We start from the raw sequence: 22,592 nt of genomic DNA, 5'->3' as shown, positions 1-22,592 counted from the left end.
CTATACGATTTCCGCTAATGTTAAATCAGCGTTTTCTTTTTCATATTCAAGATGAGCGCCAGTAACAGACTGAACAAACTCGATATTATATGCGAACTTATTTAATTTTGTACGAACATCCTTTTCAGACGTAGCCTCTAAATATAAAACTTTTGTATTTTCACGTACTGGAACCTCAGTTAATTTTTCTTGATAAAATACTTTAAAAATCATTTGGAAAACCTCTCCTTGTCTATGTTTTGCATTATCTGTTACTTATTATAAAGCAAACAGTCACGATTTTCATGTTTTTTCGAATGAGAATGAAGAAAAAGCCCTAAATGGGCATAATTTAAGCGATTGTCTTTTTACGGACTAGACCGTTTAAATAACGCTTGAGCTTTTTCTTCAGCTTCTTCAGCATGATTACTCCTTCCTTTCCTTATTTTAAACATGCCTATTACTAGTGAAAACTCTATCTCTGATATAAGAGATAGGACAAAAGTGAATGGTGAATCTTGTCCTTTCCCATACAGTGAAAGTTATTCTATAGTAACGATTAGTAGCCGTTAGTTATAGGTATAGTATGAGGAAGAATGGAAAAGAAAATTCATCCGAACAAGTATCCACATGTTTTACTAATATATATGCAAAGTTTACAAATAAGGTCAGAAAGGGAACGCTTTCTTCACAGATGTTTAATATGTTATACTTTTTTTTAGAATTTGAAAAGTGATATTCAAAATAGGAATATAGAGTGCCAGAAAGGATTTTGACAAATGAATGATAAAATTGTCTTTTTTGATATTGATGGAACGTTATTAGATCATGATAAAAAAATTCCACAATCTACACGAGATGCAGTAAAACAGTTACAAGAGAAAGGTGTACATGTAGCAATTGCGACAGGGCGCGCGCCATTTATGTTCGAAGATATTCGCAAGGAACTTGATATACATAATTATGTTAGTTTTAATGGACAATATGTTGTCTTTGAAGATGAGGTAATATTTGATAATCCGTTACATCCAGATGCTTTACATAAGTTTACTCAGTTTGCAAAACAAGAAGGATATCCACTTGTATACCTTGACCATCAAAATATGAGAGCATCAGTGGAATATCATGATTATGTGAAAGAAGGCTTCGGAAGCTTAAACTTTGAGCATCCAGCATATGAGCCTAATTTTTATGAGGAACGTAATATTTATCAAACACTACTTTTTTGTGAAGTAAATGAAGAGGAAAAGTTTATTAATCATTATCCAGATTTTCATTTTATTCGTTGGCATGCATATTCAATGGACATCATTCCTAATGGTGGTTCTAAGGCAAAAGGAATTGAGAAATATATTGAAAAGTTAGGTTTTAATCGTGATCAAGTGTATGCATTCGGAGATGGCTTAAATGATTTAGAAATGATCGAAGCCGTTGGCACAGGTATTGTGATGGGAAATGGCCATGAAGACTTAAAAAAACTTGCAAATCATGTGACAAAGGATGTTAGTGAAGACGGTATATATCATGGACTAAAGTGGGCTGGATTGCTGTAAGTGAATATGGAACCCATTTCATAATAAAAAGGCGGAAGTTAACTTCCGCCTTTTTATTATCGCTCTAGAGGTTTGGAATCATCAGGAGCGGCAAAAGGATTTTCTTTATTAATATGGTCATAGAACATAACTCCATTTAAATGGTCAATCTCGTGCTGGAATACGATTGCTGGTAAACCTTTTAAACGTAATTTTACTTCTTCTCCGTTAATAGAAGTTGCTTTTACTGTAATTCTTGTATAACGAGGAACATAACCAGGTACTTCGCGGTCTACAGATAGACAGCCTTCACCACCCTGTAAATATGTACGTTCAACAGAATGGCTAATGATTTTTGGATTGAATAATGCATGGCTATATAATGTACCGTCCGCATCGGTTACATGAACTGCAATCATTTTTTTTGAAACACCGATTTGCGGAGCCGCTAATCCGATTCCAGGGCGTAAACTATATTTTTCAGCCATTTCAGGATCTTGGCTATTTATTACGAATTCAATCATTTCTTTTAAGGTAGTTGTATCTTCTTCGCTTGCCGGTAATGACACCTCTTCTGCAACGTTGCGCAAAATAGGATCTCCTTCGCGAATAACATCTTTCATTGTAAGCATATGTAATCTCTCCTTTCCTCTTTAGTCTACCAAAGGAGATGGAAAAAGTCATCGGCAAGAAAGGGAAGGCATTTTGGAAATCGTTCTATTATAGAGTATTTATGTATGTGATAAAAAGAAAAAGACGGCAAAGCCGTCTTTTTCTTTCCATAGTTGTTTCGTTTTACATTAGCGAATGCAAGCAGCACCAACGATAATTAAAAGAATAAACAACACAACGATTAAGGCGAAGCCGCGTCCAGACCCGCCACAAGAACCGCCATAACCGTAGGAAGGATATGAACAAGTTGGATAGCAATATGAGTATCCGTACATGAGATGACCTCCTTTATCATTTCCCGCTAATACTGCGGTTACTATAATGTATGGAAGAGAGGGTGGAAATGTATAGGTATTTACCTAAAAAAGGAAGAGTAGTTTGTATATTTTTGTTACGAAGAGAGAAAAACTAAAGAGAATTAAATCGTTTACATATTATTCTAAGAGAAAAAATAAGTGAAAAAGGGAATAATATAACAGTAGGTCAATGCTTACTAATACAGATGTAAAAAATAAAAACACGTTTGTGTAGTAGAAACCTGCATATTATTTATAAAAAAACGTATTCAAAGTAATTGACATCGTAATTAGAATAGTTGTAAACTAAAAAACGTGATCAAGATTGTATTAATATGTTTCTGAAAAAACATTAGTACAGATTGTTAGGTACACAAAATTATTCTCAACCGACAGACAAACATGTTGGTTTACATCGTTGCGCTTTTTAAACTGGAAAATAGCCAGTGAAAGCGTTTCAGAATATGGTTCAAGAGAGGAAGAGGTGAACGGAATGGGTACTAAAACAAAAAAGACCCTATTTAATGTTGATGAGCAAATGAAAGCTATCGCAGCTCAATTTGAAACATTACAAATTTTAAATGAAAACGGTGAAGTTGTGAATGAAGCAGCTATGCCTGAATTATCTGATGATCAATTAAAAGAATTAATGCGTCGTATGGTGTATACTCGCGTATTAGATCAACGTTCTATTTCTTTAAACCGTCAAGGACGTTTAGGTTTCTACGCACCTACAGCTGGACAAGAAGCTTCTCAATTAGCAAGTCATTTCGCACTTGAAGCAGAAGATTTCATCTTACCAGGATACCGTGATGTACCACAATTAGTATGGCACGGATTACCATTATACCAAGCATTCTTATTCTCTCGTGGACACTTCATGGGTAACCAAATGCCTGAGAATGTAAATGCATTAGCTCCACAAATCATTATCGGTGCGCAAATCATCCAAACTGCTGGTGTTGCGTTAGGTATGAAACTACGTGGTAAAAAATCTGTTGCAATTACTTACACTGGTGACGGTGGTGCTTCACAAGGTGACTTCTACGAAGGTATGAACTTTGCAGGTGCATTTAAAGCTCCAGCAATCTTCGTTGTTCAAAACAACCGTTATGCAATCTCTACTCCAGTAGAAAAGCAATCTGCAGCTAAAACTGTAGCACAAAAAGCAGTAGCAGCAGGTATTTACGGAATTCAAGTAGACGGTATGGATCCACTAGCTGTATACGCAGCGACTGCTTTCGCTCGTGAGCGCGCAGTAAATGGCGAAGGCCCTACTTTAATCGAGACTTTAACATTCCGTTACGGTCCACATACAATGGCTGGTGATGACCCAACTCGTTACCGTACAAAAGATATCGAAAACGAATGGGAACAAAAAGACCCAATCGTACGCTTCCGTAAGTTCTTAGAAGCTAAAGGCCTATGGTCTCAAGAAGTTGAAGAGACAGTAATCGAAGAAGCAAAAGAAGATATCAAACAAGCAATTGCTAAGGCTGACCAAGCTCCAAAACAAAAAGTAACTGATTTAATGGAAATCATGTACGAAAAAATGCCTTACAACTTAGCTGAACAATATGAAATCTACAAAGAAAAGGAGTCGAAGTAAGCCATGGCTCAAATGACAATGATTCAAGCAATCACTGATGCTTTACGCGTTGAAATGAAAAATGACCCTAACGTACTTGTATTTGGTGAAGACGTTGGTGTAAACGGCGGTGTATTCCGTGCTACTGAAGGTTTACAAGCTGAATTTGGTGAAGATCGTGTAATGGATACTCCACTTGCAGAGTCTGGTATTGGTGGACTTGCAGTTGGTCTTGCACTTGAAGGATTCCGTCCAGTTCCAGAAATCCAATTCTTCGGTTTCGTTTATGAAGTAATGGATTCAATTTCTGGTCAATTAGCTCGTATGCGTTACCGTTCTGGTGGACGTTGGACTGCTCCAGTAACAGTTCGTTCTCCATTCGGTGGTGGTGTTCATACTCCTGAACTACATGCTGATAGCTTAGAAGGATTAGTGGCTCAACAACCTGGTCTAAAAGTTGTTATTCCATCTACTCCATACGACGCTAAAGGTCTTTTAATCTCTGCGATTCGTGACAACGATCCAGTTATCTACTTAGAGCATATGAAATTGTACCGTTCATTCCGTCAAGAGGTACCAGAAGGTGATTACACAATTGATTTAGGCAAAGCTGATATCAAACGTGAAGGTACAGATGTATCTGTTATCGCTTATGGCGCTATGGTTCACGCTGCATTAAAAGCTGCTGAAGAACTTGAAAAAGAAGGTATCTCTTTAGAGGTTGTTGACTTACGTACAGTTCAACCATTAGATATCGAAACAATCATCGCTTCTGTTGAAAAAACAGGTCGCGTAGTTGTAGTTCAAGAAGCTCAAAAACAAGCTGGTATTGCAGCTAACGTTGTAGCGGAAATTAACGACCGTGCAATCTTAAACTTAGAAGCTCCAGTTGTACGTGTTGCAGCTGCTGATACAGTATTCCCATTCTCTCAAGCAGAGAGCGTATGGTTACCAAACCACAAAGATATTGTTGAAGCTGTAAACAAAGTAATGAACTTCTAATTTTTAGCTTTTCATGTGCAAAAGAAATCAGCACATGCTGGTTTCTTTTGTACATATTCCATAATAATGAAATGAATCAGGGGGCTGAATTCCGTGGCATTTGAATTTAAACTACCAGATATCGGTGAAGGTATCCACGAAGGTGAAATCGTAAAATGGTTTATTAAACCAGGCGATGAAGTAAACGAAGACGATGTACTTCTTGAAGTACAAAATGATAAAGCAGTAGTAGAAATCCCTTCTCCTGTTAAAGGTAAAGTACTTGAAGTACTTGTAGAAGAAGGAACAGTTGCAATCGTAGGAGATACATTAATTAAATTTGATGCTCCTGGATACGAAAACCTTAAATTTAAAGGTGACGATCATGATGAAGCTCCAAAAGCTGAAGAAGCAGCAGTAGAAGCTCCAGCAGCGGAAGCTACTCCAGCAGCAACTGCAGAAGTAGTAAATGAGCGCGTAATCGCTATGCCATCTGTTCGTAAATACGCTCGTGAAAAAGGTGTAGACATTCATAAAGTATCTGGTACTGGTAAGAATGGCCGTATCGTAAAAGCTGACATCGATGCATTTGCAAATGGTGGACAAACTGTAGCAGCAACTGAGGCTCCAGCAGCAGTAGAAGCTACTCCAGCAGCAGCGAAAGAAGAAGCACCAAAAGCACAACCAATCCCAGCTGGTGAATATCCAGAAACTCGTGAGAAAATGAGTGGTATCCGTAAAGCGATTGCGAAAGCAATGGTTAACTCTAAACACACAGCTCCTCACGTAACATTAATGGACGAAGTAGATGTAACAGAACTTGTTGCTCACCGTAAGAAGTTCAAAGCAGTAGCAGCTGACAAAGGTATTAAATTAACTTACCTTCCGTACGTTGTTAAAGCTTTAACATCTGCATTACGTGAATACCCAATGTTAAACACTTCTTTAGATGATGCATCTCAAGAAGTAGTTCATAAACATTACTTCAACATCGGTATCGCAGCTGATACAGACAAAGGTCTATTAGTACCAGTTGTTAAAGATACAGATCGTAAGTCTATCTTCACAATTTCTAACGAGATCAATGATCTTGCTGGTAAAGCACGTGAAGGTCGTCTAGCTCCAGCTGAAATGAAAGGTGCTTCTTGCACAATTACAAACATTGGTTCTGCAGGTGGACAATGGTTCACTCCAGTTATCAACCACCCAGAAGTAGCAATCCTTGGTATCGGCCGTATCGCTGAAAAACCAGTTGTGAAAAACGGTGAGATTGTTGCAGCTCCAGTATTAGCATTATCTCTAAGCTTTGACCATCGTTTAATTGACGGTGCAACTGCTCAAAAAGCGTTAAACCAAATTAAACGTCTATTGAATGACCCACAATTATTAGTAATGGAGGCGTAATAACAATGGTAGTAGGAGATTTCCCAATTGAATTAGATACAGTCGTTGTTGGTGCAGGTCCTGGTGGATACGTTGCGGCAATTCGTGCAGCACAATTAGGTCAAAAGGTAGCAATCATTGAAAAAGCTAACCTTGGTGGCGTATGCTTAAACGTTGGATGTATTCCTTCAAAAGCGTTAATCAATGCAGGTCATCGTTATGAGAATGCAATGCATTCTGATGACATGGGTATTACTGCAGAAAACGTAAAAGTTGACTTTACAAAAGTTCAAGAATGGAAAAACGGCGTAGTTAAGAAATTAACTGGCGGTGTTGAAGGCCTTCTTAAAGGTAACAAAGTTGAAATCATTCGCGGTGAAGCTTACTTCGTAGATGCTAATACATTACGCGTTATGACTGAAGATGCAGCTCAAACTTATACGTTTAAAAATGCTGTTCTTGCAACTGGTTCTACACCAATCGAAATTCCAGGATTCAAATACTCTAAACGTGTTATCAACTCTACAGGTGCTTTAAGCTTACCTGAAATTCCTAAAAAACTTGTTGTAATCGGCGGCGGTTACATCGGTATGGAATTAGGTACTGCATATGCTAACTTCGGTACAGAAGTTACTGTAGTAGAAGCTGGCGACGAAATCTTAGCTGGTTTCGAAAAAGCTATGAGCTCTGTTGTTAAACGTGCTCTACAGAAAAAAGGTAACGTAAATATCCATACAAAAGCTATGGCTAAAGGCGTTGAAGAAACAGAAACTGGCGTAAAAGTTAGCTTTGAAGTTAACGGTGAAATCCAAACTGTAGAAGCAGATTACGTATTAGTAACTGTAGGTCGTCGTCCAAACACTCAAGAAATCGGTCTTGAGCAAGTTGGAGTTAAAATGACTGACCGCGGCATCATCGAAATCGATGAGCAATGTCGTACAAATGTACCAAACATCTATGCAATCGGTGATATCGTTCCTGGACCACCATTAGCTCACAAAGCTTCTTACGAAGGTAAAGTAGCTGTAGAAGCAATTAGTGGCCATGCATCAGCTATCGATTACATCGGAATTCCTGCAGTATGCTTCACTGATCCAGAATTAGCATCTGTTGGTTACACTAAAAAACAAGCTGAAGAAGCTGGAATGACTGTAACTGTATCTAAGTTCCCATTCGCTGCTAACGGTCGTGCATTATCATTAAACAGCACTGACGGTTTCCTACAACTTGTAACACGTAAAGAAGATGGTCTTCTTGTAGGTGCTCAAGTTGCAGGTGCAGGTGCTTCTGATATTATCTCTGAGATTGGTTTAGCTATCGAAGCTGGAATGACAGCTGAAGATATCGCTCAAACAATCCATGCTCACCCAACATTAGGTGAAATCACAATGGAAGCAGCTGAAGTTGCTCTTGGAATGCCAATTCACATTGTAAAATAATTAAGTAATGTAAATAGCCCCTCTCTTATTGTAAGAGAGGGGCTATTTTTATTTTCATCAAATGACCTGCAAGGTCTTTAAACGTACTTGTCGAATGAATATATAATACTTTAACAAATGATTCAGGCGTAACTTACTTCAAAGGTAATGTATATCATCCTATAATATGTAATTGATTCAAACTTAACCCCATATATTAATAAAATAGAGCATGTCAAAGGAGAAGGTTCCATGAAAATATTACATGTTATATTTTATCATTTACTACTATGGAGTGGCTTTTCCACTGTATTAACATTATCGAATGGTGATAAGTTTCATTATAAAGTTATTCTTTTTTTCGTATTCCTATATCTAGCCTATGTAATAGCATATTTTGTATTGCACGTGAGAAAGCAAGCTTTATTTCTTACATGTTCAAATTGTATACTATTTTTAATCATATTATCTATTTTTTAAATTAGCGTTTATAAAAATACATTGTTCTTCCATTAAATAATTGTAACTCTCCTTCTAATTTCTTCGCTAAAAAACGGCAAAATTCATTTGCTTTCCCTTTGTCACCAAATGTTGCATTAGGTGGTAAAGAAACTTGGATGAAAGATTGTTCATTTTCTATACCAACACCAATATAAATTGAGTCATAGCGGTCGTGATTGGATTGAAGTTTTAATGTTGTTGTAGATGTATCTAAAATTTCATAAGGAAAAGCGGTATTTGTATACGTGTAATTAATTTGGGCACCAGTTTTAGAAGTAACTGTTTTATAATAATGAAAAAGTTGTTTTATATCATCTATTGAAACTGATTGTTGGTTGGATTTAGGTACAAGCGTAATAAAGGCGTGTTGCATATAAGTTCCCCCTAACTTAGTAGAATACTATCATTCTACATCCTACTGAATTTTTTGACAATTAAAAGGAGTATTACATGTTTTGTTTAATATACTAGTAATGAAACGTGATATAGAAAGGTGGAAACCAATGTTTGAAAAATTGTATGATGAGCATGAAAGTGTGAAGGTACGATTTTTAGGGTTTATGACACATGATACACGTTATGATTTTGGTGTTATTTATACAAATATGTTTTTTGGAAAGCCGCTCATTGTTTGTATGCAAACAGGAAGGTCTACTTTACTCGGACGAGATGATGTAGAGAATGTTCAATATATACAGGAGATTTTTAAATTAGGATCAGAAGAGGAAGCAAAGGAGTTAGCTCAGTTTTTCAAATTTCTAGTTCCGTCAACTTCTTTACATGCGGAATATGAAGAATAATTAATGTGAAACAGTCGTACTTATAAATATGGCTGTTTTTTCATTTGAATATTGCATACTAATTTAAATTTAAAATATTTAATGTGTTATACTAAAAACCTATTGACGTAAAAAGTATAACATATTAAAATAAAGACAGAAAGTTAAGCGGTTACAAAAAGTTTTTGGGATTATAAACTTAGGGGGAAATGAAAAATGGGAACAATCGTATGTCAAGATTGTGAAGGTACAATTGCACACTTCGAAGATGAGAAAGTAACAGTACTTTACGGGAAATGTGGATCTTGCGGATGTGATCACACAGAGCATACAAAAGCCCAATAATTGATAGGAAATGGACAGCTAAAAGTTTTTAGGACCATAAACTTAGGGGGAAATGAAAATGGGAACAATCGTATGCCAAGTATGTGAAGGAACAATCGGACATTTTGAAGATGAGAAAACGACAGTACTTTACGGAAAATGTGGAACAAATTGTGACTGTGCTAGAAAAGATAATGCGAAAGCTTAATGATAAATAAATAGATTACTATTAAAACTCAGGGGGAAATGAAAATGGGAACAATCGTATGCCAAGTATGTGAAGGAACAATTGGACATTTTGAAGATGAAAAATCAACAGTACTATACGGGAAATGTGGATCTCATTGCGAATGTGACCATAAAGAACATACAAAAGCTTAATAATAAGAAAAAGCGCCTACATGTGTAGGCGCTTTTTTAATAAATTGTAGTTGTATGACCAACTGTTGCAACGATTGCATCATCCCTAATCGGAATAAAGCTTATGGAGGTCTGTGGTGTACTAGAAGAAGCGTATTGGCTCATTATACGACTATCGATACGGGTAATAGTATCGGTCAAGAAAGCTGAAATAAAAGCGTAAGGAACTCGTCGTTCATTTAATGAATAAATAATTTCTTCTTTTGTTTTTACACCTACGCCATGTCCGTAAAAAAAGAAATTTCCTAAATAGATTGTGTTTTCTCCTTGCCACTCAATCGTAGCTGGATTCACTTGTGGGTTTTTAAAGTAAACGAGGTCACCTGGAACAAGATCGCCACCGTTTTTTGTTATGAGTCTTAGATCTTGATCGTAGTCCCATGTGTAAAGTAAAAGGTTTGCAAATAGACGATTGAAAGTTTCTTCCTCATACAATGATAGTAAAGCTTTATAAAAAATAATGATCATAGCGGTTGCGCATTCAGTTCCATATAGTTTTCCGTTTTTGAAAATATCTTGTATGGCAATAGAAGGTGGTATGTTTGGAAGAAGCTCGAATCCTCCAAGGGATGTTCTTTTCCAATACTGGGGGTTGCAAAAGGATTGTTGAAATGTACGAAACTGAAAACCACTTTGAAAAAGCTCTAGTGAAGAGATAATAATATTAACTCGTAAATTGAGATCAAAGCTGAGTTCATTAGCTGTTCGGAAGGAATAGACTTCTTGATTTCCTGCCATTATTGATAAAATTTGTTGTTTCTCTGCTGCAAATGGCTCATATTCATTTGTAATATAAGGATGTACAATAGAACGGCCTATTACAATCATAATAGTATCCCCACCTATACGTTACATTCTTTAGTATCGTATGAAGAAAAGGAGAAAAGGTGAAAAAAAAGCCTATCAACTGATAGGCTTGTACTCTTTAATAACACGTAATGTTTGTAATGTCATATCTTCAGGACCTTGTACAGGTAAACCTGCTTCTAAGTTTTTACGAATATACTCTAAGTTTTCTTGTGTAATAATTTCCCCCGGAGTAAAGATTGGAATCCCTGGCGGATAAACCATAACAAAATCAGCTATAATACGCCCCGCTGCATTTTCAAATGGAATGACTTCTGTTTCCGAATAAAAAGCATCTCGGGGAGAAAGTGCTAGCACTGGAATTTCTGGAATCTCTACTTGTACTTGAACACCTTTATCTGCCCTATTTCTAAATGTTGCTGCTAAATCTTGTAATGCTGCAATAAGTGTATTTGTATCACTTTCTGTATCTCCCAAAGTGATAAGACATAGTATGTTGTATAGATCTGAGAGTTCTACTTCAATGTTATATTGCTCTCTAAGCCATACTTCAGCTTGGTGGCCGGTAATACCTAAATCTTTTACAGATACAATTATCTTTGTAGGATCATAGTTAAAGGTAGCATCTGTACCTAACATTTCTTTTCCAGGACAGTAAAGATGCTCAATAGAATTTATAGCATCACGAACATGTTCAGCTAATTGTATTGTTTGTTCTATGAGTGCTGTTCCTTCTGTAGCAAGACGTTTTCTCGCAACATCAAGGGATGCTAACAAGATGTAAGAAGTTGATGTAGTCGTAAGCATGCTAATAATAGATTGGACATGTTTTACATTCACCAAGCCTTCTTTCACATTAAGAATAGAACTTTGAGTTAAAGAGCCTCCTAATTTGTGAACACTTGTTGCTGCCATATCTGCCCCAGCTTGCATCGCTGACATCGGCAATTCATCGTGAAAATGAATATGAACACCATGAGCCTCGTCAACTAGTACAGGGATGTCATAAGAATGTGCTAATTGTACAATCTGTTCTAAGTCTGCAGCAAACCCAAAGTACGTTGGGTTAATAACAAGTAAGCCCTTTGCATCTGAGTGCTCTTCAAGTGCTTTTTTGACAGATTGAATTGTGATTCCATGAGAAATACCGAGCTTCGGATCGATTTCAGGATGCATGAAAATTGGTTTTGCACCTGAGAAAATAATAGCTGACATTACTGATTTATGCACGTTTCGTGGTACTAGGATTTTGTCACCAGGACCGCAAACGCTCATCACCATTGTCATAATAGCGCCACTTGTACCTTGAATAGAAAAGAAAGTATGATCTGCACCGAATGCAGCGGCTGCTAAATCCTGTGCTTCTTTAATCATACCTTTTGGATGATGTAAATCATCGAGTGGCGCAATATTAATTAAATCAATTGCTAATGCATTATGCCCAATAAATTCGCGAAATGTAGGATCCATGCCCTGTCCTTTTTTATGACCAGGAATATGGAATTGAATTGGATTTCGCTTACTGTGCTCAACTAAAGCGGTAAACAATGGTGTTTCGTATTGGGACAATCTATACACCCCTTCTTCTTCATAATATTTAGTGTAATTTGTTTTATATAATCCTGCTCTAAAAAAGTTTAGTCTTTTTTAGAATAAGGCTTGTTTTTCTGCCATTCAAAAAATCGTTTTTGAGATGGTAGCTTCACTTTATTTTCTATAAAACAAAAGCATTATATCACCAATAATTATAGATGTATAGAAAAAAATGTTTTTAAGGTGAGTATGTTTAATAGTTAGCCTCAACTAATGAATAGAGGAAGACAATTCCATTAAAATGAATAAATAGTGTATAATGCAGAGTGGCTATAATGAAGAATAAAATATTCTCTTTAAGATAGCATAATGAAACAAGAAGAAATGATAAATGAGGTGCGAAATGGAATATCAATATCCGTTAGATTATGATTGGTCAAATGAGGAAATGGTTACAATTGTTAAGTTTTATGAAGCGATTGAGAAAGCTTATGAAAAAGGGATTGTAAGAGAAGAATTAATGGGTTTATATCGTCGTTTTAAAGAGATTGTTCCATCGAAAGCAGAAGAAAAGAAAATTGATAAAGAATTTCAAGAAGTAAGTGGATACTCTATATATCGTGCTATTCAAAGGGCAAAAGAAGTCGAAGAACAAAAGCTTGTAAAAATGTAAAAAATATTTTGAAAAATAAAAACTGAAGTGATATAATGTGATAACAACTAAAAACGGACAATATAAATTGTCCGTTTTCTACTATCGATTACAAAGTGCATATAAAGGAAGGAGTGATTGCATCGTAGATTCAATCTTAGCAAGGAATTGTTCGTTGGTCATTGCTGAAAACTCCTCTGGTGATATATGAATACCAACTAATAATTCTGCTTTTTTTACAGTAGCTAGTCGTTCAATCATCTTTTGTAAGTCTTCGGTTTCAAGTGTTTTATGTAATTTCACACTTGGTTTAGTATGGTCAATGGACCAAACGAAGTCATTTGGAATATTTGTTTTTAAATCATTTAAATGTTCTAAGAAGGCATGAGCCGTCTCAACTTTTTGTGGACACTCATAGATTAAACCAAAGTATATGAAGGCATGAGTACCCCATAAGCCGATTTGGAAATGCGGTAGCATTTTATATCCTCGTTTATTTGTTGAAAAAGCAACCCAAGTATCGTTTGGTGGATTGACTTTGCGGCGTGCGTGTTTTGCAACATGATAAAAAAAGTTCTCATCAGTTTGTTTGGATAAGTATTCTGCAAATTGTTCCCCTAAAGCTTCTAGCTTAGGATGAATGTTCGTTTTAATTGCACTCATTCGTTCTTCGAGACCATCAACTGTAAAGACATCAAAATCAGTTGACTTGAATGTTTGTATTGTCATGATTGTTCCTCCAACTCCTATTTTGCTTTTATTTTAGCATAGCTTGTACTATTCATAAAAAAAACAGCACAAAAAAATTTAAATAAAAAAATATAATTTTGTTGCATAGATGATTTATCCAACATAGTATAGTATAAAACGAAAAATCAGAAAATTGAATTAATTCTAGTCCGAGGGCAGACGAATATTGGGAGGAGGCAAATAATATGAGACAGGTGATTAATGCGTTAAAGAGAACAGATGCTGAAAAGAGAATACCGGTGCTACGTTTGGAGCTAGATTATGAATTAGCAACTTTATATGATGCGATGATGGAAGATGATAAACAGAAAAAAGAAGAGTGTGTACAAAAGTTAGAAGTGTTAAGACTTGAAATGATTCGTTTAGAAGCGTAATAATAGTATATGTATAAAAAATTAGTTGGTGCGAACCTTATAAAGGGTTCGTTTTTTCTGTGAACAGTATAGATCGGAGTGTTTAAACATGCAAGAAGTATGGAAAGACATTGATGCACACGCCAAACGGTGGATTCGGGATGCAGGAGAGCATTTAATGGCATCAATGAAAAAAGCACTTATTATAGAAACAAAATCAAATGCAGCTGACTTAGTTACAAATATGGACCGAGAGATAGAACAGTTTTTAATTGGGAAAATTAAAGAAACATTCCCGAATCATAGTATTTTAGGAGAAGAGGGTTATGGAGACGAGATAACGTCTTCTGACGGGGTTGTTTGGTTAATTGATCCAATTGACGGCACGATGAACTTTGTTCATCAAAAAAGAAATTTTGCGATTTCAATTGGGATTTATGAGAACGGTATCGGAAAGATTGGACTTATATATGATCCAGTGCATGATGAACTATATCATGCAGTCAAGGGATCTGGAGCTTTTTGTAATGATATATCAATTCCTCCATTGAAAAAAGGAACTGTAGAGGAAGGTATTGTAGCTTTAAATGCGATATGGCTTACAGATAATCCATTGCTTAATATGGAAAGTATGATGGCACTTGTTAAGAAAGCAAGGGGCACAAGATCATATGGCTGTGCAGCGTTAGAGATGGTATACGTTGCAACAGGAAGAATAGATGCATATATAACGCCGAGATTATCACCATGGGATTTTGGCGGAGGACAGATAATTGTAGAAGAAGTTGGAGGTAAGGTGACGACATTCTCTGGAGCGCCACTTTCTATCATAGAGAAGAGCAGTGTGTTAGTTGCAAAACCAGGAGTGTATGAAGAAGTGTTATCGTTTATATGAGAGCAACAAAAAAAGTAAGAGGCTGTGTATAAGCTTCTTACTTTTTAGCGTTATTGTGATTTGCGCATTTTTCTTTTTGTTACAAAACCGTATCCAACTGTAACAAATGTGCCGATAATGCAAATAATAATACCGATTGGACTATTTTCAGCAATCATAATGCCGATACCGATTAAGAAAATAACACCGATAATTGCAGTTAATAAAAAGCGATATTGAATGTGTTCCATTTCTTCACCCTCCAATCTCATTTTACTTTCACAAAAGTAAGAATACAACTATATTTTCATTCTTGCTTTTATTTTAATTGCTATTGTATCCCCTTCGCTCTTATAATAGAGAAGGATTAAAAAGACATTAGGAGTTGGACATGTTGAAAAAACGACAAGATTTACGTAATATAGCAATTATTGCCCACGTTGACCATGGTAAAACAACACTTGTTGACCAGTTATTACGTCAAGCGGGGACTTTCCGTGCGAACGAACACGTTGAAGAACGCGCAATGGATTCAAATGATCTAGAAAGAGAACGCGGTATTACAATTTTAGCGAAAAATACAGCGATTCACTATGAAGATAAAAGAATTAACATTTTAGATACACCTGGTCACGCTGACTTCGGTGGAGAAGTAGAACGTATCATGAAAATGGTTGATGGTGTTTTACTTGTTGTTGATGCATATGAAGGTTGTATGCCACAAACACGATTTGTTTTAAAGAAAGCTCTTGAGCAAAACTTAACTCCAATCGTAGTTGTAAACAAAATTGACCGTGACTTCGCTCGTCCAGATGAAGTAGTTGATGAAGTAATCGACTTATTCATTGAGCTTGGTGCAAACGAAGATCAATTAGAGTTCCCAGTTGTATTTGCATCAGCAATGAACGGAACAGCAAGCTTAGATTCAAACCCAGCAAATCAAGAAGAGAATATGAAATCATTATTTGATACAATTATCGAACATATTCCAGCACCAATTGATAACAGCGAAGAGCCACTTCAATTCCAAGTAGCACTTCTTGATTACAACGACTACGTTGGACGTATTGGAGTTGGTCGCGTATTCCGCGGTACAATGAAGGTTGGACAACAAGTTGCTTTAATGAAAGTAGACGGAAGCGTGAAGCAATTCCGCGTAACGAAATTATTCGGTTACATGGGATTAAAACGACAAGAAATTGAAGAAGCAAAAGCAGGGGACTTAGTAGCCGTTTCTGGTATGGAAGACATTAACGTAGGTGAAACAGTATGTCCAGTTGAACATCAAGATGCGTTACCATTATTACGTATTGATGAGCCAACACTACAAATGACGTTCCTTGTAAATAATAGCCCATTTGCAGGTCGTGAAGGTAAATACATTACATCTCGTAAAATTGAAGAGCGTCTTCGTTCACAATTAGAAACAGATGTAAGTTTACGTGTAGATAATACAGATTCTCCTGATGCGTGGATCGTATCTGGACGTGGGGAACTACATTTATCTATCTTAATTGAAAACATGCGTCGTGAAGGTTATGAATTACAAGTATCTAAGCCAGAAGTAATCATTAAAGAAGTTGATGGCGTAAGATGTGAGCCTGTAGAGCGTGTACAAATCGATGTACCTGAAGAATACACTGGTTCTATTATGGAATCTATGGGTGCACGTAAAGGTGAAATGTTAGATATGGTGAATAACGGAAACGGTCAAGTTCGCCTTACTTTCATGGTTCCAGCACGTGGTTTAATTGGTTACACAACAGAATTCTTAACATTAACTCGTGGTTACGGTATTTTAAACCATACATTCGATTGCTACCAACCAGTACACGCTGGACAAGTTGGTGGACGTCGTCAAGGTGTTCTAGTTTCACTTGAAACAGGAAAAGCATCACAATACGGTATTATGCAAGTTGAAGACCGTGGTGTAATCTTCGTTGAACCAGGTACAGAAGTATATGCTGGTATGATTGTAGGAGAACACACTCGTGAGAACGACTTAACAGTTAACGTTGTGAAAATGAAACAACAAACTAACATTCGTTCTGCGACGAAAGATCAAACTTCAACAATGAAGAAACCACGCCTAATGACTTTAGAAGAATCATTAGAGTACTTAAACGATGACGAGTTCTGTGAAGTAACTCCAGAATCAATTCGTCTACGTAAAAAGATTCTTGATAAGAGTGAGCGCGAAAGAGCTGCTAAGAAAAAGAAATCTGTTGAAGCGTAAAAATAAAAAAACAACGACCTTTATAAAGGTCGTTGTTTTTTTATTTTGTTTATTTTTTTAGAATATTTACTCATTTTTGTGGACAGTATTTTTTTTGCGAGTTACTCTTGTATTAAGTATATAAAGAAAATTGCATTTTACTGCTAGGGGGGAAGAGTGTGTTAGAAAGGATGTCTTTTTTTGCAAAATTGTGTAAGGTAGATGAAAATCCAGAGTTAGGAATGTGGTTACTTTATGGGACGATTATTATATTAAGTGGTCTCGTTTATAATTTAGGATTTGCTAGAAAGTTGTCTGTACTAAAAAATATTGTGATATACATATCATTAGCAATTGGATGTACAGTATTAACCTTTTTTGCTGTGTTTTTACCTGTTGGAGAAGGACTAGTTGTAGCGGCAATTGTACTTGGAATTTATAGATTGCGTTTGCGTCAAGCGAAACAACAAAAAGCAGGCTGAGGAAGGGGAGTTTTCATGCGTTCAGTACAAGATGCACTATATAATTGGTTAACAATTAAAACAGTTGCGGAAGCACGTCCAAATGATAGTGCTGCAAAAGAAACATATTTGTTATTTCAAAATATGATATATGAAGAACATAAATTAAGAAATGTGGAAGTCGAAAAGAACGAGGAAATGTATTTAATTACATATGAAATAAATGGAGAACGGAAATCTGCAAGGTTTCCGTTAGAAGCCATTGATTGTTTTTTGGATCAGATGAATCGTGAACCAGAAAAATATAAATAAGTCCTTATCTATATGAGTAAGGACTTATTTACATTTTACCAATCATCTTCGATTTTTTTATCACGATATAATCGGAAATTACCACTTGCATGACGTTCCATTGTACGCTCTGCAATTCGTTCCGAACATTCCATGCACATATATGTATGAATAGGGCGATTACGCAGTTTTTTTGCCATAGGATTTTCATCATCTAACATATCTTTTTTATCACAAATCATACATTTGACTCTCATTTCGTCACCTCAATACGAATTCTATCAGTATAAGTATATCATGGAAGTATAATGTTTTTGAATAATAGCGGGAAAAAATAATATTTTCGCAATTCAAAAAATAAGTTATGATAAGGATATACCAAGTATGTTTGGAGGTGAAAATATGGCGAATGTAGTAGAGCCTACCTTAACAGAGGATTTAGTACAAACGTTGCGTAAAGAGTGTATTGTTATGATAGCAACGACAGATTTCGAAAAACAAGTTCCTAACGTAAGTGCTATTTCTTGGGTGTATGCAGTGAGTAAAACTAGTATTCGATTTGCAGTAGATCAACGTTCACGTATTGTGGAAAATATACGTCATAATACAGGTGTGGTATTGACTATAATGGCGAATGAATCCGTATTTTCTATAAGTGGTGCAAGTGAAATTTTGACAGATAGAATGGAAGGTATTTCTCTAAAATTAACTGTAATAGAAGTAAATGTGCAAGAAGTGCGTGATGTTATGTTTTATGGAGCGAAACTTGCAATTGAACCAACATATGAAAAAACATATGATCTTCGGGCAGCGAAAAAGCTGGATAATGAAGTGTTAGTAGGGATAAGAGAATTATAAAGATGCTAAATAGGAAATTCGTTTATTCACTTTTGTAATCGGTTATTGTGATTTAACGTTAATAATTATAATAAAAAGTAATATATTGAATAGAAATGAATAAAGAATAAATAAAAGGTTTAATGACTATGATTTTCGATTCTACCTCGTTTACACGGTACATATAATTATAACAATGGTTCGTCCATATTTTATGGATGAAACCCTTGTTCTACAAATTTAAAAGTGGAGTCAGGGGGTAACAGGTTGGATAAAATTTATGTGTTAGATACGAATGTACTTTTGCAGGATCCTTTATCTATTTTTTCATTTGAAACCAATGAAGTAGTGATTCCAGCAGTTGTATTAGAAGAGGTTGATTCGAAAAAACGTTATATGGATGAAGTAGGACGAAACGCTCGTTATGTATCTAAGTTAATAGATAAATTTCGTGAAATAGGAAAGCTGCATGAAAGTATCCCGCTAGAAAACGGCGGAACATTTCGTATTGAATTGAACCATCGTTCATTTGTGCAACTACAAGATATTTTTGTAGAAAAAACAAATGATAATCGAATTTTAGCTGTAGCAAAAAATCTATCTTTAGAAGAACAGGAAAAAGAGGACGGGAAGTCTGTTATTTTAGTAAGTAAAGATGTACTCGTAAGGGTAAAAGCTGATGCAATTGGTTTGAAGGCTGAAGATTATTTAAGTGATCGCGTAATTGAAGTAGAAAATATATATTCTGGCTTTTTAGAAGGATATATATCAAAAGAACAATTGGATTATTTTTATGAGAAAGGTGAATTGCCTCTATCTGAAATTGCGAATCATCCTTTTTACCCAAATCAATTTGTAGTAATGAAAGATGCATTGGGAGGCTCTAGTTCTGCGCTTGGCATTGTGGATCACTTAGGTAAAAAGGTAAAGAAACTTATTTTTCACAATGAACAAGTGTGGGGGATACGACCACGAAACGTGCAGCAAATTATGGGATTAGAATTGTTGCTTCGTGAAGATATTCCGCTTGTAACGTTAACGGGGAAAGCCGGCACAGGAAAAACGTTACTTGCGTTAGCTTCGGGACTTATGCAAACAGAAGACTTAGGATTATATAAAAAATTACTTGTGGCAAGACCAATTGTTCCAGTCGGAAAAGATATCGGTTATTTACCAGGAGAAAAAGAAGAAAAGTTAAGACCATGGATGCAGCCAATTTTTGATAACCTAGAGTATTTATTTAATACGAAAAAGCCAGGAGAGTTAGATGCTATTTTAGCTGGAATGGGTTCGATTGAAGTAGAAGCCCTTACTTATATACGCGGGAGAAGTATTCCAGATCAGTTCATTATCATTGACGAAGCACAAAATTTAACAAAGCATGAAGTGAAAACGATATTAACTAGGGTAGGGGAAAAGAGTAAGATTGTATTGATGGGAGATCCTCAGCAAATTGATCACCCATATTTAGATGAATATAATAATGGCTTAACGTATGTTGTAGAGAAGTTTAAAGAACAGCGTATTAGTGGTCATGTGAAGTTTGTTAAAGGGGAGCGATCTAATTTAGCTCAACTAGCAGCAGATTTATTGTAAAAAGGAGTGAGCTTAAGCTCACTCCTTTTCTTTAAATAATTGTAAATTTACGGATGTTACGGATTGGATTTTGTCTATTAGATCCATCATTGTAATATAGATGAACAGGTCCATCCTCTTTTAATGGCTTCCCTTCTTTTGAAAAACCAAGAATAGCATTTTCGACAGTTTCTAATGGAAGTATTAATGTTTGTTCTACTGTTTCAATTTCAACTTGCGTAGCGTCCTCTAAAATTTCAGCGTTAGCAAGGAATGGATGAAGTGGTATACCAAATGTTCCAGTAATCAGCTGTTCTTTTTTATATTTCTTCACACTTTGCTGTATTGGGGGAAAAGCGGCACCATCACGGATTTCGCGATCCCAATGTTCTGAAGTGTTTTTTAAATAAGTTTCTAGTTCAGACGTGTTTTCTCTAGTTTCATCAAAGTAAGTTGTCAAATCTACTTTTCGATCATCAAAGATCCAAACAGTTGGATCAATAGTAATTGGAAAACGTACTTTTCCGTTAATAAATAAAATTTCGCTCATTGTTGTTCCCCCATTTGTGTTATACTCCCACTTTTCAGTATAATAGTATTAGACACTGTTGTCACAAAAAATGTTTCTATTGCAATTTATTAAAACTATCGCTAATATTAATAGATAGGATATAGGAGAGTAGGACGGAAACGGAGGGAATCAATTTGGCGTCTGAGACAGTAGCAAATCATCAGGAAAAGGCACTAGCCCTTCTACAAGCGGATGCAGAGAAGATTTTAAGACTTATTAAGGTGCAAATGGACCATCTTACAATGCCGCAATGTCCATTATATGAAGAAGTGTTAGACACACAAATGTTTGGACTATCCCGCGAGGTCGATTTTGCAGTTCGCCTTGGTCTTATTGCAGAAGAACAAGGGAAAGCAATGTTAGGTGAGCTCGAACGTGAGTTATCTGCACTTCATGAAGCGTTTACAAACAAACAACAATAACGGGTTCAAATAAGGGGGCTCAAACTAAATTAGTTTGAGCTTTTTATTTGTATAATAAAGCAGGAAGAATCAATGTACATATGGAATACAACAATAATTAAATTGAAACAGAAAGAGGAAATGAAATGAAAAAAGTATGGAAATCAATGGATTATTCATTATTACTTCCTCTTGTTATCTTATGTGTACTGGGAGTAATAATGGTATATAGTTCTAGTTCCATTGTTGCGATTTCGAGGCATAACTGGCCGGCAAATTACTTTTTTAAAAAACAATTAATAACTTTAGCTATCGGAACGGTATTGTTAGTGATTGTAGCTTCGTTACCTTATAAGTTTTGGAGGAAACGAATAATTTTATCGGCGATGGGGCTAGGGAGTATTGCTTTACTAGCAGCAGCCTTGATTTTTGGTAAGGAAATAAATGGTGCAAAAGGTTGGATATTAGGTATACAGCCCGCTGAATTTGTTAAACTATCGATTATTATTATATTAGCTCGCTTTTTTGCAAGGAGACAAGAGACAAATACACCTGTTTTTAAAGGGTCGGGACTTACACTTGGTTTTGTTGGAATGGCAATGTTTTTAATTTTAAAGCAAAATGATTTAGGTACCGATTTGTTAATTGCAGCAACAGTAGGGATTATGTTTCTTTGTTCAGGAGTACGGATTAATTTATGGATTAAACGAATTGTTTTAACTTCTATAGTATGGATTCCAGCTCTATATTTTTTGGCTAATTATAAATTAAGTGGATACCAAAAGGCACGTTTTTCAGTTTTCCTTGATCCATTCAATGATCCTCAAAATGATGGATTCCAATTAGTAAATTCTTTTATTGGAATTGCTTCAGGAGGGCTTAATGGTAGAGGATTAGGAAATAGTGTGCAAAAATATGGATATTTACCAGAACCGCAAACAGATTTTATTATGGCTATTATATCTGAAGAATTAGGTTTTATTGGTGTAGCTATTATTTTAATTTGCTTGCTACTTATTATTATTCGTTCATTCAGGATTGCTCAAAAATGTAACGATCCTTTTGGAAGTTTAATTGCAATCGGAATTGCAAGTTTAATAGGAGTACAAACTTTTGTTAATGTTGGTGGTATGTCTGGATTAATACCGCTTACGGGAGTACCTTTACCGTTTATTAGTTATGGCGGGAGTTCCTTAATAGCTAATCTACTTGCAATGGGAATACTACTCAATATTGCTAGTCACGTGAAACGACAAGAGAAACAACAGAATGGTGTAATGAAAGAAAGAGAACAAAATGGACCACATCTTGTAGTTGTAAAATAAAAACACATTGTGCTTAGAGCATGATGTGTTTTTTATTTTTAAGTAGTTTTAAATGTGATGTATTAATATATCTT

30 protein-coding genes are annotated in these 22,592 nt (G+C 35.7%); 20 read left to right on the top strand and 10 right to left on the bottom strand.

What is annotated here, in order from left to right; all coding sequences use genetic code 11:
* On the bottom strand, window positions 1–213 hold the full coding sequence (locus MR143_RS19030) for a DNA-dependent RNA polymerase subunit epsilon (protein ID WP_000576435.1): 213 nt from the start codon (window positions 211–213) through the stop codon (window positions 1–3).
* Between the two features lie 545 nt (window positions 214–758).
* Between MR143_RS19030 and MR143_RS19025 the strand changes: the two genes are divergently transcribed.
* Window positions 759–1,532 (top strand): Cof-type HAD-IIB family hydrolase, encoded by a 774-nt coding sequence (locus MR143_RS19025; RefSeq protein ID WP_000998267.1) that lies wholly within the window; start codon window positions 759–761, stop codon window positions 1,530–1,532.
* Window positions 1,533–1,588: 56 nt separating this feature from the next.
* Here the strand turns inward: MR143_RS19025 and def are convergent, their stop codons facing one another.
* Together def and MR143_RS19015 are read right to left on the bottom strand one after the other, a co-directional pair.
* Window positions 1,589–2,143 (bottom strand): peptide deformylase, encoded by a 555-nt coding sequence (gene def, locus MR143_RS19020; RefSeq protein WP_000957048.1) that lies wholly within the window; start codon window positions 2,141–2,143, stop codon window positions 1,589–1,591.
* Window positions 2,144–2,311: 168 nt separating this feature from the next.
* A complete protein-coding gene (locus tag MR143_RS19015; protein WP_000274562.1) occupies window positions 2,312–2,458 on the bottom strand; it encodes a YjcZ family sporulation protein in 147 nt (48 codons plus the stop codon).
* Window positions 2,459–2,972: 514 nt separating this feature from the next.
* On the opposite strand from MR143_RS19015, the gene pdhA reads away from it, so the two are divergent.
* The 5 genes from pdhA to MR143_RS18990 all read left to right on the top strand — a co-directional run bounded on the left by pdhA (window position 2,973) and on the right by MR143_RS18990 (window position 8,329).
* The gene (pdhA, locus tag MR143_RS19010) at window positions 2,973–4,088 is read left to right on the top strand and encodes a pyruvate dehydrogenase E1 component subunit alpha (protein WP_000536895.1); all 1,116 of its coding nucleotides are present in this window, start codon (window positions 2,973–2,975) and stop codon (window positions 4,086–4,088) included.
* A 3-nt stretch (window positions 4,089–4,091) separates the two neighbouring features.
* Window positions 4,092–5,069, top strand: a complete 978-nt coding sequence (pdhB, locus tag MR143_RS19005; protein WP_000068168.1) for a pyruvate dehydrogenase complex E1 component subunit beta — start codon at window positions 4,092–4,094, stop codon at window positions 5,067–5,069.
* A 93-nt stretch (window positions 5,070–5,162) separates the two neighbouring features.
* Complete coding sequence (pdhC, locus tag MR143_RS19000) at window positions 5,163–6,452, top strand: pyruvate dehydrogenase complex dihydrolipoyllysine-residue acetyltransferase (RefSeq protein ID WP_000863422.1); 1,290 nt, start codon at window positions 5,163–5,165, stop codon at window positions 6,450–6,452.
* Between the two features lie 5 nt (window positions 6,453–6,457).
* Window positions 6,458–7,870 (top strand): dihydrolipoyl dehydrogenase, encoded by a 1,413-nt coding sequence (gene lpdA / locus MR143_RS18995; protein ID WP_000260108.1) that lies wholly within the window; start codon window positions 6,458–6,460, stop codon window positions 7,868–7,870.
* Window positions 7,871–8,101: 231 nt separating this feature from the next.
* On the top strand, window positions 8,102–8,329 hold the full coding sequence (locus MR143_RS18990) for a hypothetical protein (protein ID WP_000697469.1): 228 nt from the start codon (window positions 8,102–8,104) through the stop codon (window positions 8,327–8,329).
* Window position 8,330: 1 nt separating this feature from the next.
* Here MR143_RS18990 and MR143_RS18985 read toward each other — a convergent pair whose 3' ends face one another.
* The gene (locus MR143_RS18985) at window positions 8,331–8,723 is read right to left on the bottom strand and encodes a DUF1885 family protein (protein WP_001163299.1); all 393 of its coding nucleotides are present in this window, start codon (window positions 8,721–8,723) and stop codon (window positions 8,331–8,333) included.
* A gap of 130 nt (window positions 8,724–8,853) precedes the next feature.
* On the opposite strand from MR143_RS18985, the gene MR143_RS18980 reads away from it, so the two are divergent.
* The 4 genes from MR143_RS18980 (at window position 8,854) to MR143_RS18965 (ending at window position 9,834) form a co-directional block, all read left to right on the top strand.
* Window positions 8,854–9,150, top strand: coding sequence for a DUF3055 domain-containing protein (locus tag MR143_RS18980; protein ID WP_000462038.1), 297 nt, complete (start codon window positions 8,854–8,856; stop codon window positions 9,148–9,150).
* A gap of 195 nt (window positions 9,151–9,345) precedes the next feature.
* Window positions 9,346–9,474 (top strand): GapA-binding peptide SR1P, encoded by a 129-nt coding sequence (locus MR143_RS18975; RefSeq protein WP_000536778.1) that lies wholly within the window; start codon window positions 9,346–9,348, stop codon window positions 9,472–9,474.
* A 58-nt stretch (window positions 9,475–9,532) separates the two neighbouring features.
* Complete coding sequence (locus MR143_RS18970) at window positions 9,533–9,661, top strand: GapA-binding peptide SR1P (RefSeq protein WP_000536803.1); 129 nt, start codon at window positions 9,533–9,535, stop codon at window positions 9,659–9,661.
* A 44-nt stretch (window positions 9,662–9,705) separates the two neighbouring features.
* Window positions 9,706–9,834, top strand: coding sequence for a GapA-binding peptide SR1P (locus MR143_RS18965; RefSeq protein WP_000536796.1), 129 nt, complete (start codon window positions 9,706–9,708; stop codon window positions 9,832–9,834).
* Window positions 9,835–9,870: 36 nt separating this feature from the next.
* Here the strand turns inward: MR143_RS18965 and MR143_RS18960 are convergent, their stop codons facing one another.
* Together MR143_RS18960 and speA are read right to left on the bottom strand one after the other, a co-directional pair.
* Complete coding sequence (locus tag MR143_RS18960; RefSeq protein ID WP_000635348.1) at window positions 9,871–10,701, bottom strand: protein-glutamine gamma-glutamyltransferase; 831 nt, start codon at window positions 10,699–10,701, stop codon at window positions 9,871–9,873.
* A 75-nt stretch (window positions 10,702–10,776) separates the two neighbouring features.
* Window positions 10,777–12,249 (bottom strand): arginine decarboxylase, encoded by a 1,473-nt coding sequence (speA, locus tag MR143_RS18955; protein ID WP_000084899.1) that lies wholly within the window; start codon window positions 12,247–12,249, stop codon window positions 10,777–10,779.
* A 367-nt stretch (window positions 12,250–12,616) separates the two neighbouring features.
* Here speA and MR143_RS18950 point away from each other — a divergent pair, with 367 nt between their 5' ends.
* Window positions 12,617–12,886, top strand: coding sequence for a UPF0223 family protein (locus tag MR143_RS18950; RefSeq protein WP_000456557.1), 270 nt, complete (start codon window positions 12,617–12,619; stop codon window positions 12,884–12,886).
* An 81-nt stretch (window positions 12,887–12,967) separates the two neighbouring features.
* On the opposite strand, the gene MR143_RS18945 is transcribed toward MR143_RS18950, so the two are convergent.
* Window positions 12,968–13,594 (bottom strand): YktB family protein, encoded by a 627-nt coding sequence (locus tag MR143_RS18945; RefSeq protein ID WP_000155317.1) that lies wholly within the window; start codon window positions 13,592–13,594, stop codon window positions 12,968–12,970.
* Between the two features lie 206 nt (window positions 13,595–13,800).
* On the opposite strand from MR143_RS18945, the gene MR143_RS18940 reads away from it, so the two are divergent.
* The gene (locus tag MR143_RS18940; protein WP_001250164.1) at window positions 13,801–13,989 is read left to right on the top strand and encodes a hypothetical protein; all 189 of its coding nucleotides are present in this window, start codon (window positions 13,801–13,803) and stop codon (window positions 13,987–13,989) included.
* An 88-nt stretch (window positions 13,990–14,077) separates the two neighbouring features.
* Window positions 14,078–14,863, top strand: coding sequence for an inositol monophosphatase family protein (locus tag MR143_RS18935; RefSeq protein WP_001158708.1), 786 nt, complete (start codon window positions 14,078–14,080; stop codon window positions 14,861–14,863).
* A 50-nt stretch (window positions 14,864–14,913) separates the two neighbouring features.
* Here the strand turns inward: MR143_RS18935 and MR143_RS18930 are convergent, their stop codons facing one another.
* Window positions 14,914–15,093 (bottom strand): DUF5325 family protein, encoded by a 180-nt coding sequence (locus MR143_RS18930; RefSeq protein ID WP_000400127.1) that lies wholly within the window; start codon window positions 15,091–15,093, stop codon window positions 14,914–14,916.
* 140 nt (window positions 15,094–15,233) lie between these two features.
* Here MR143_RS18930 and typA point away from each other — a divergent pair, with 140 nt between their 5' ends.
* The 3 genes from typA (at window position 15,234) to MR143_RS18915 (ending at window position 17,830) form a co-directional block, all read left to right on the top strand.
* Window positions 15,234–17,078, top strand: a complete 1,845-nt coding sequence (gene typA, locus MR143_RS18925; RefSeq protein ID WP_000914762.1) for a translational GTPase TypA — start codon at window positions 15,234–15,236, stop codon at window positions 17,076–17,078.
* Between the two features lie 158 nt (window positions 17,079–17,236).
* Window positions 17,237–17,539, top strand: a complete 303-nt coding sequence (locus tag MR143_RS18920; protein ID WP_000893665.1) for a YlaH-like family protein — start codon at window positions 17,237–17,239, stop codon at window positions 17,537–17,539.
* A 15-nt stretch (window positions 17,540–17,554) separates the two neighbouring features.
* Window positions 17,555–17,830: a hypothetical protein gene (locus MR143_RS18915; RefSeq protein WP_001258154.1), complete on the top strand. Its 276-nt coding sequence runs from the start codon at window positions 17,555–17,557 to the stop codon at window positions 17,828–17,830.
* Window positions 17,831–17,865: 35 nt separating this feature from the next.
* Here MR143_RS18915 and MR143_RS18910 read toward each other — a convergent pair whose 3' ends face one another.
* On the bottom strand, window positions 17,866–18,066 hold the full coding sequence (locus tag MR143_RS18910) for a YlaI family protein (protein ID WP_002082250.1): 201 nt from the start codon (window positions 18,064–18,066) through the stop codon (window positions 17,866–17,868).
* Between the two features lie 145 nt (window positions 18,067–18,211).
* Here MR143_RS18910 and MR143_RS18905 point away from each other — a divergent pair, with 145 nt between their 5' ends.
* Window positions 18,212–18,667, top strand: coding sequence for a pyridoxamine 5'-phosphate oxidase family protein (locus MR143_RS18905; protein ID WP_000024598.1), 456 nt, complete (start codon window positions 18,212–18,214; stop codon window positions 18,665–18,667).
* A gap of 246 nt (window positions 18,668–18,913) precedes the next feature.
* Complete coding sequence (locus MR143_RS18900; RefSeq protein ID WP_000358083.1) at window positions 18,914–20,242, top strand: PhoH family protein; 1,329 nt, start codon at window positions 18,914–18,916, stop codon at window positions 20,240–20,242.
* Between the two features lie 31 nt (window positions 20,243–20,273).
* Here MR143_RS18900 and MR143_RS18895 read toward each other — a convergent pair whose 3' ends face one another.
* Window positions 20,274–20,771, bottom strand: coding sequence for a hypothetical protein (locus MR143_RS18895; protein ID WP_001289812.1), 498 nt, complete (start codon window positions 20,769–20,771; stop codon window positions 20,274–20,276).
* A 155-nt stretch (window positions 20,772–20,926) separates the two neighbouring features.
* On the opposite strand from MR143_RS18895, the gene MR143_RS18890 reads away from it, so the two are divergent.
* Together MR143_RS18890 and MR143_RS18885 are read left to right on the top strand one after the other, a co-directional pair.
* Complete coding sequence (locus tag MR143_RS18890) at window positions 20,927–21,214, top strand: Fpa/YlaN family protein (protein WP_000135694.1); 288 nt, start codon at window positions 20,927–20,929, stop codon at window positions 21,212–21,214.
* A gap of 125 nt (window positions 21,215–21,339) precedes the next feature.
* On the top strand, window positions 21,340–22,518 hold the full coding sequence (locus MR143_RS18885; RefSeq protein WP_000758409.1) for an FtsW/RodA/SpoVE family cell cycle protein: 1,179 nt from the start codon (window positions 21,340–21,342) through the stop codon (window positions 22,516–22,518).
* Window positions 22,519–22,592 lie beyond the last annotated feature (74 nt).

The sequence above is a fragment of the Bacillus cereus group sp. BfR-BA-01347 genome, assembly GCF_022663835.1.
Taxonomy (GTDB): Bacteria; Bacillota; Bacilli; order Bacillales; family Bacillaceae_G; genus Bacillus_A; species Bacillus_A thuringiensis_K.
This window is presented reverse-complemented; position numbering and strand designations above follow the sequence as displayed.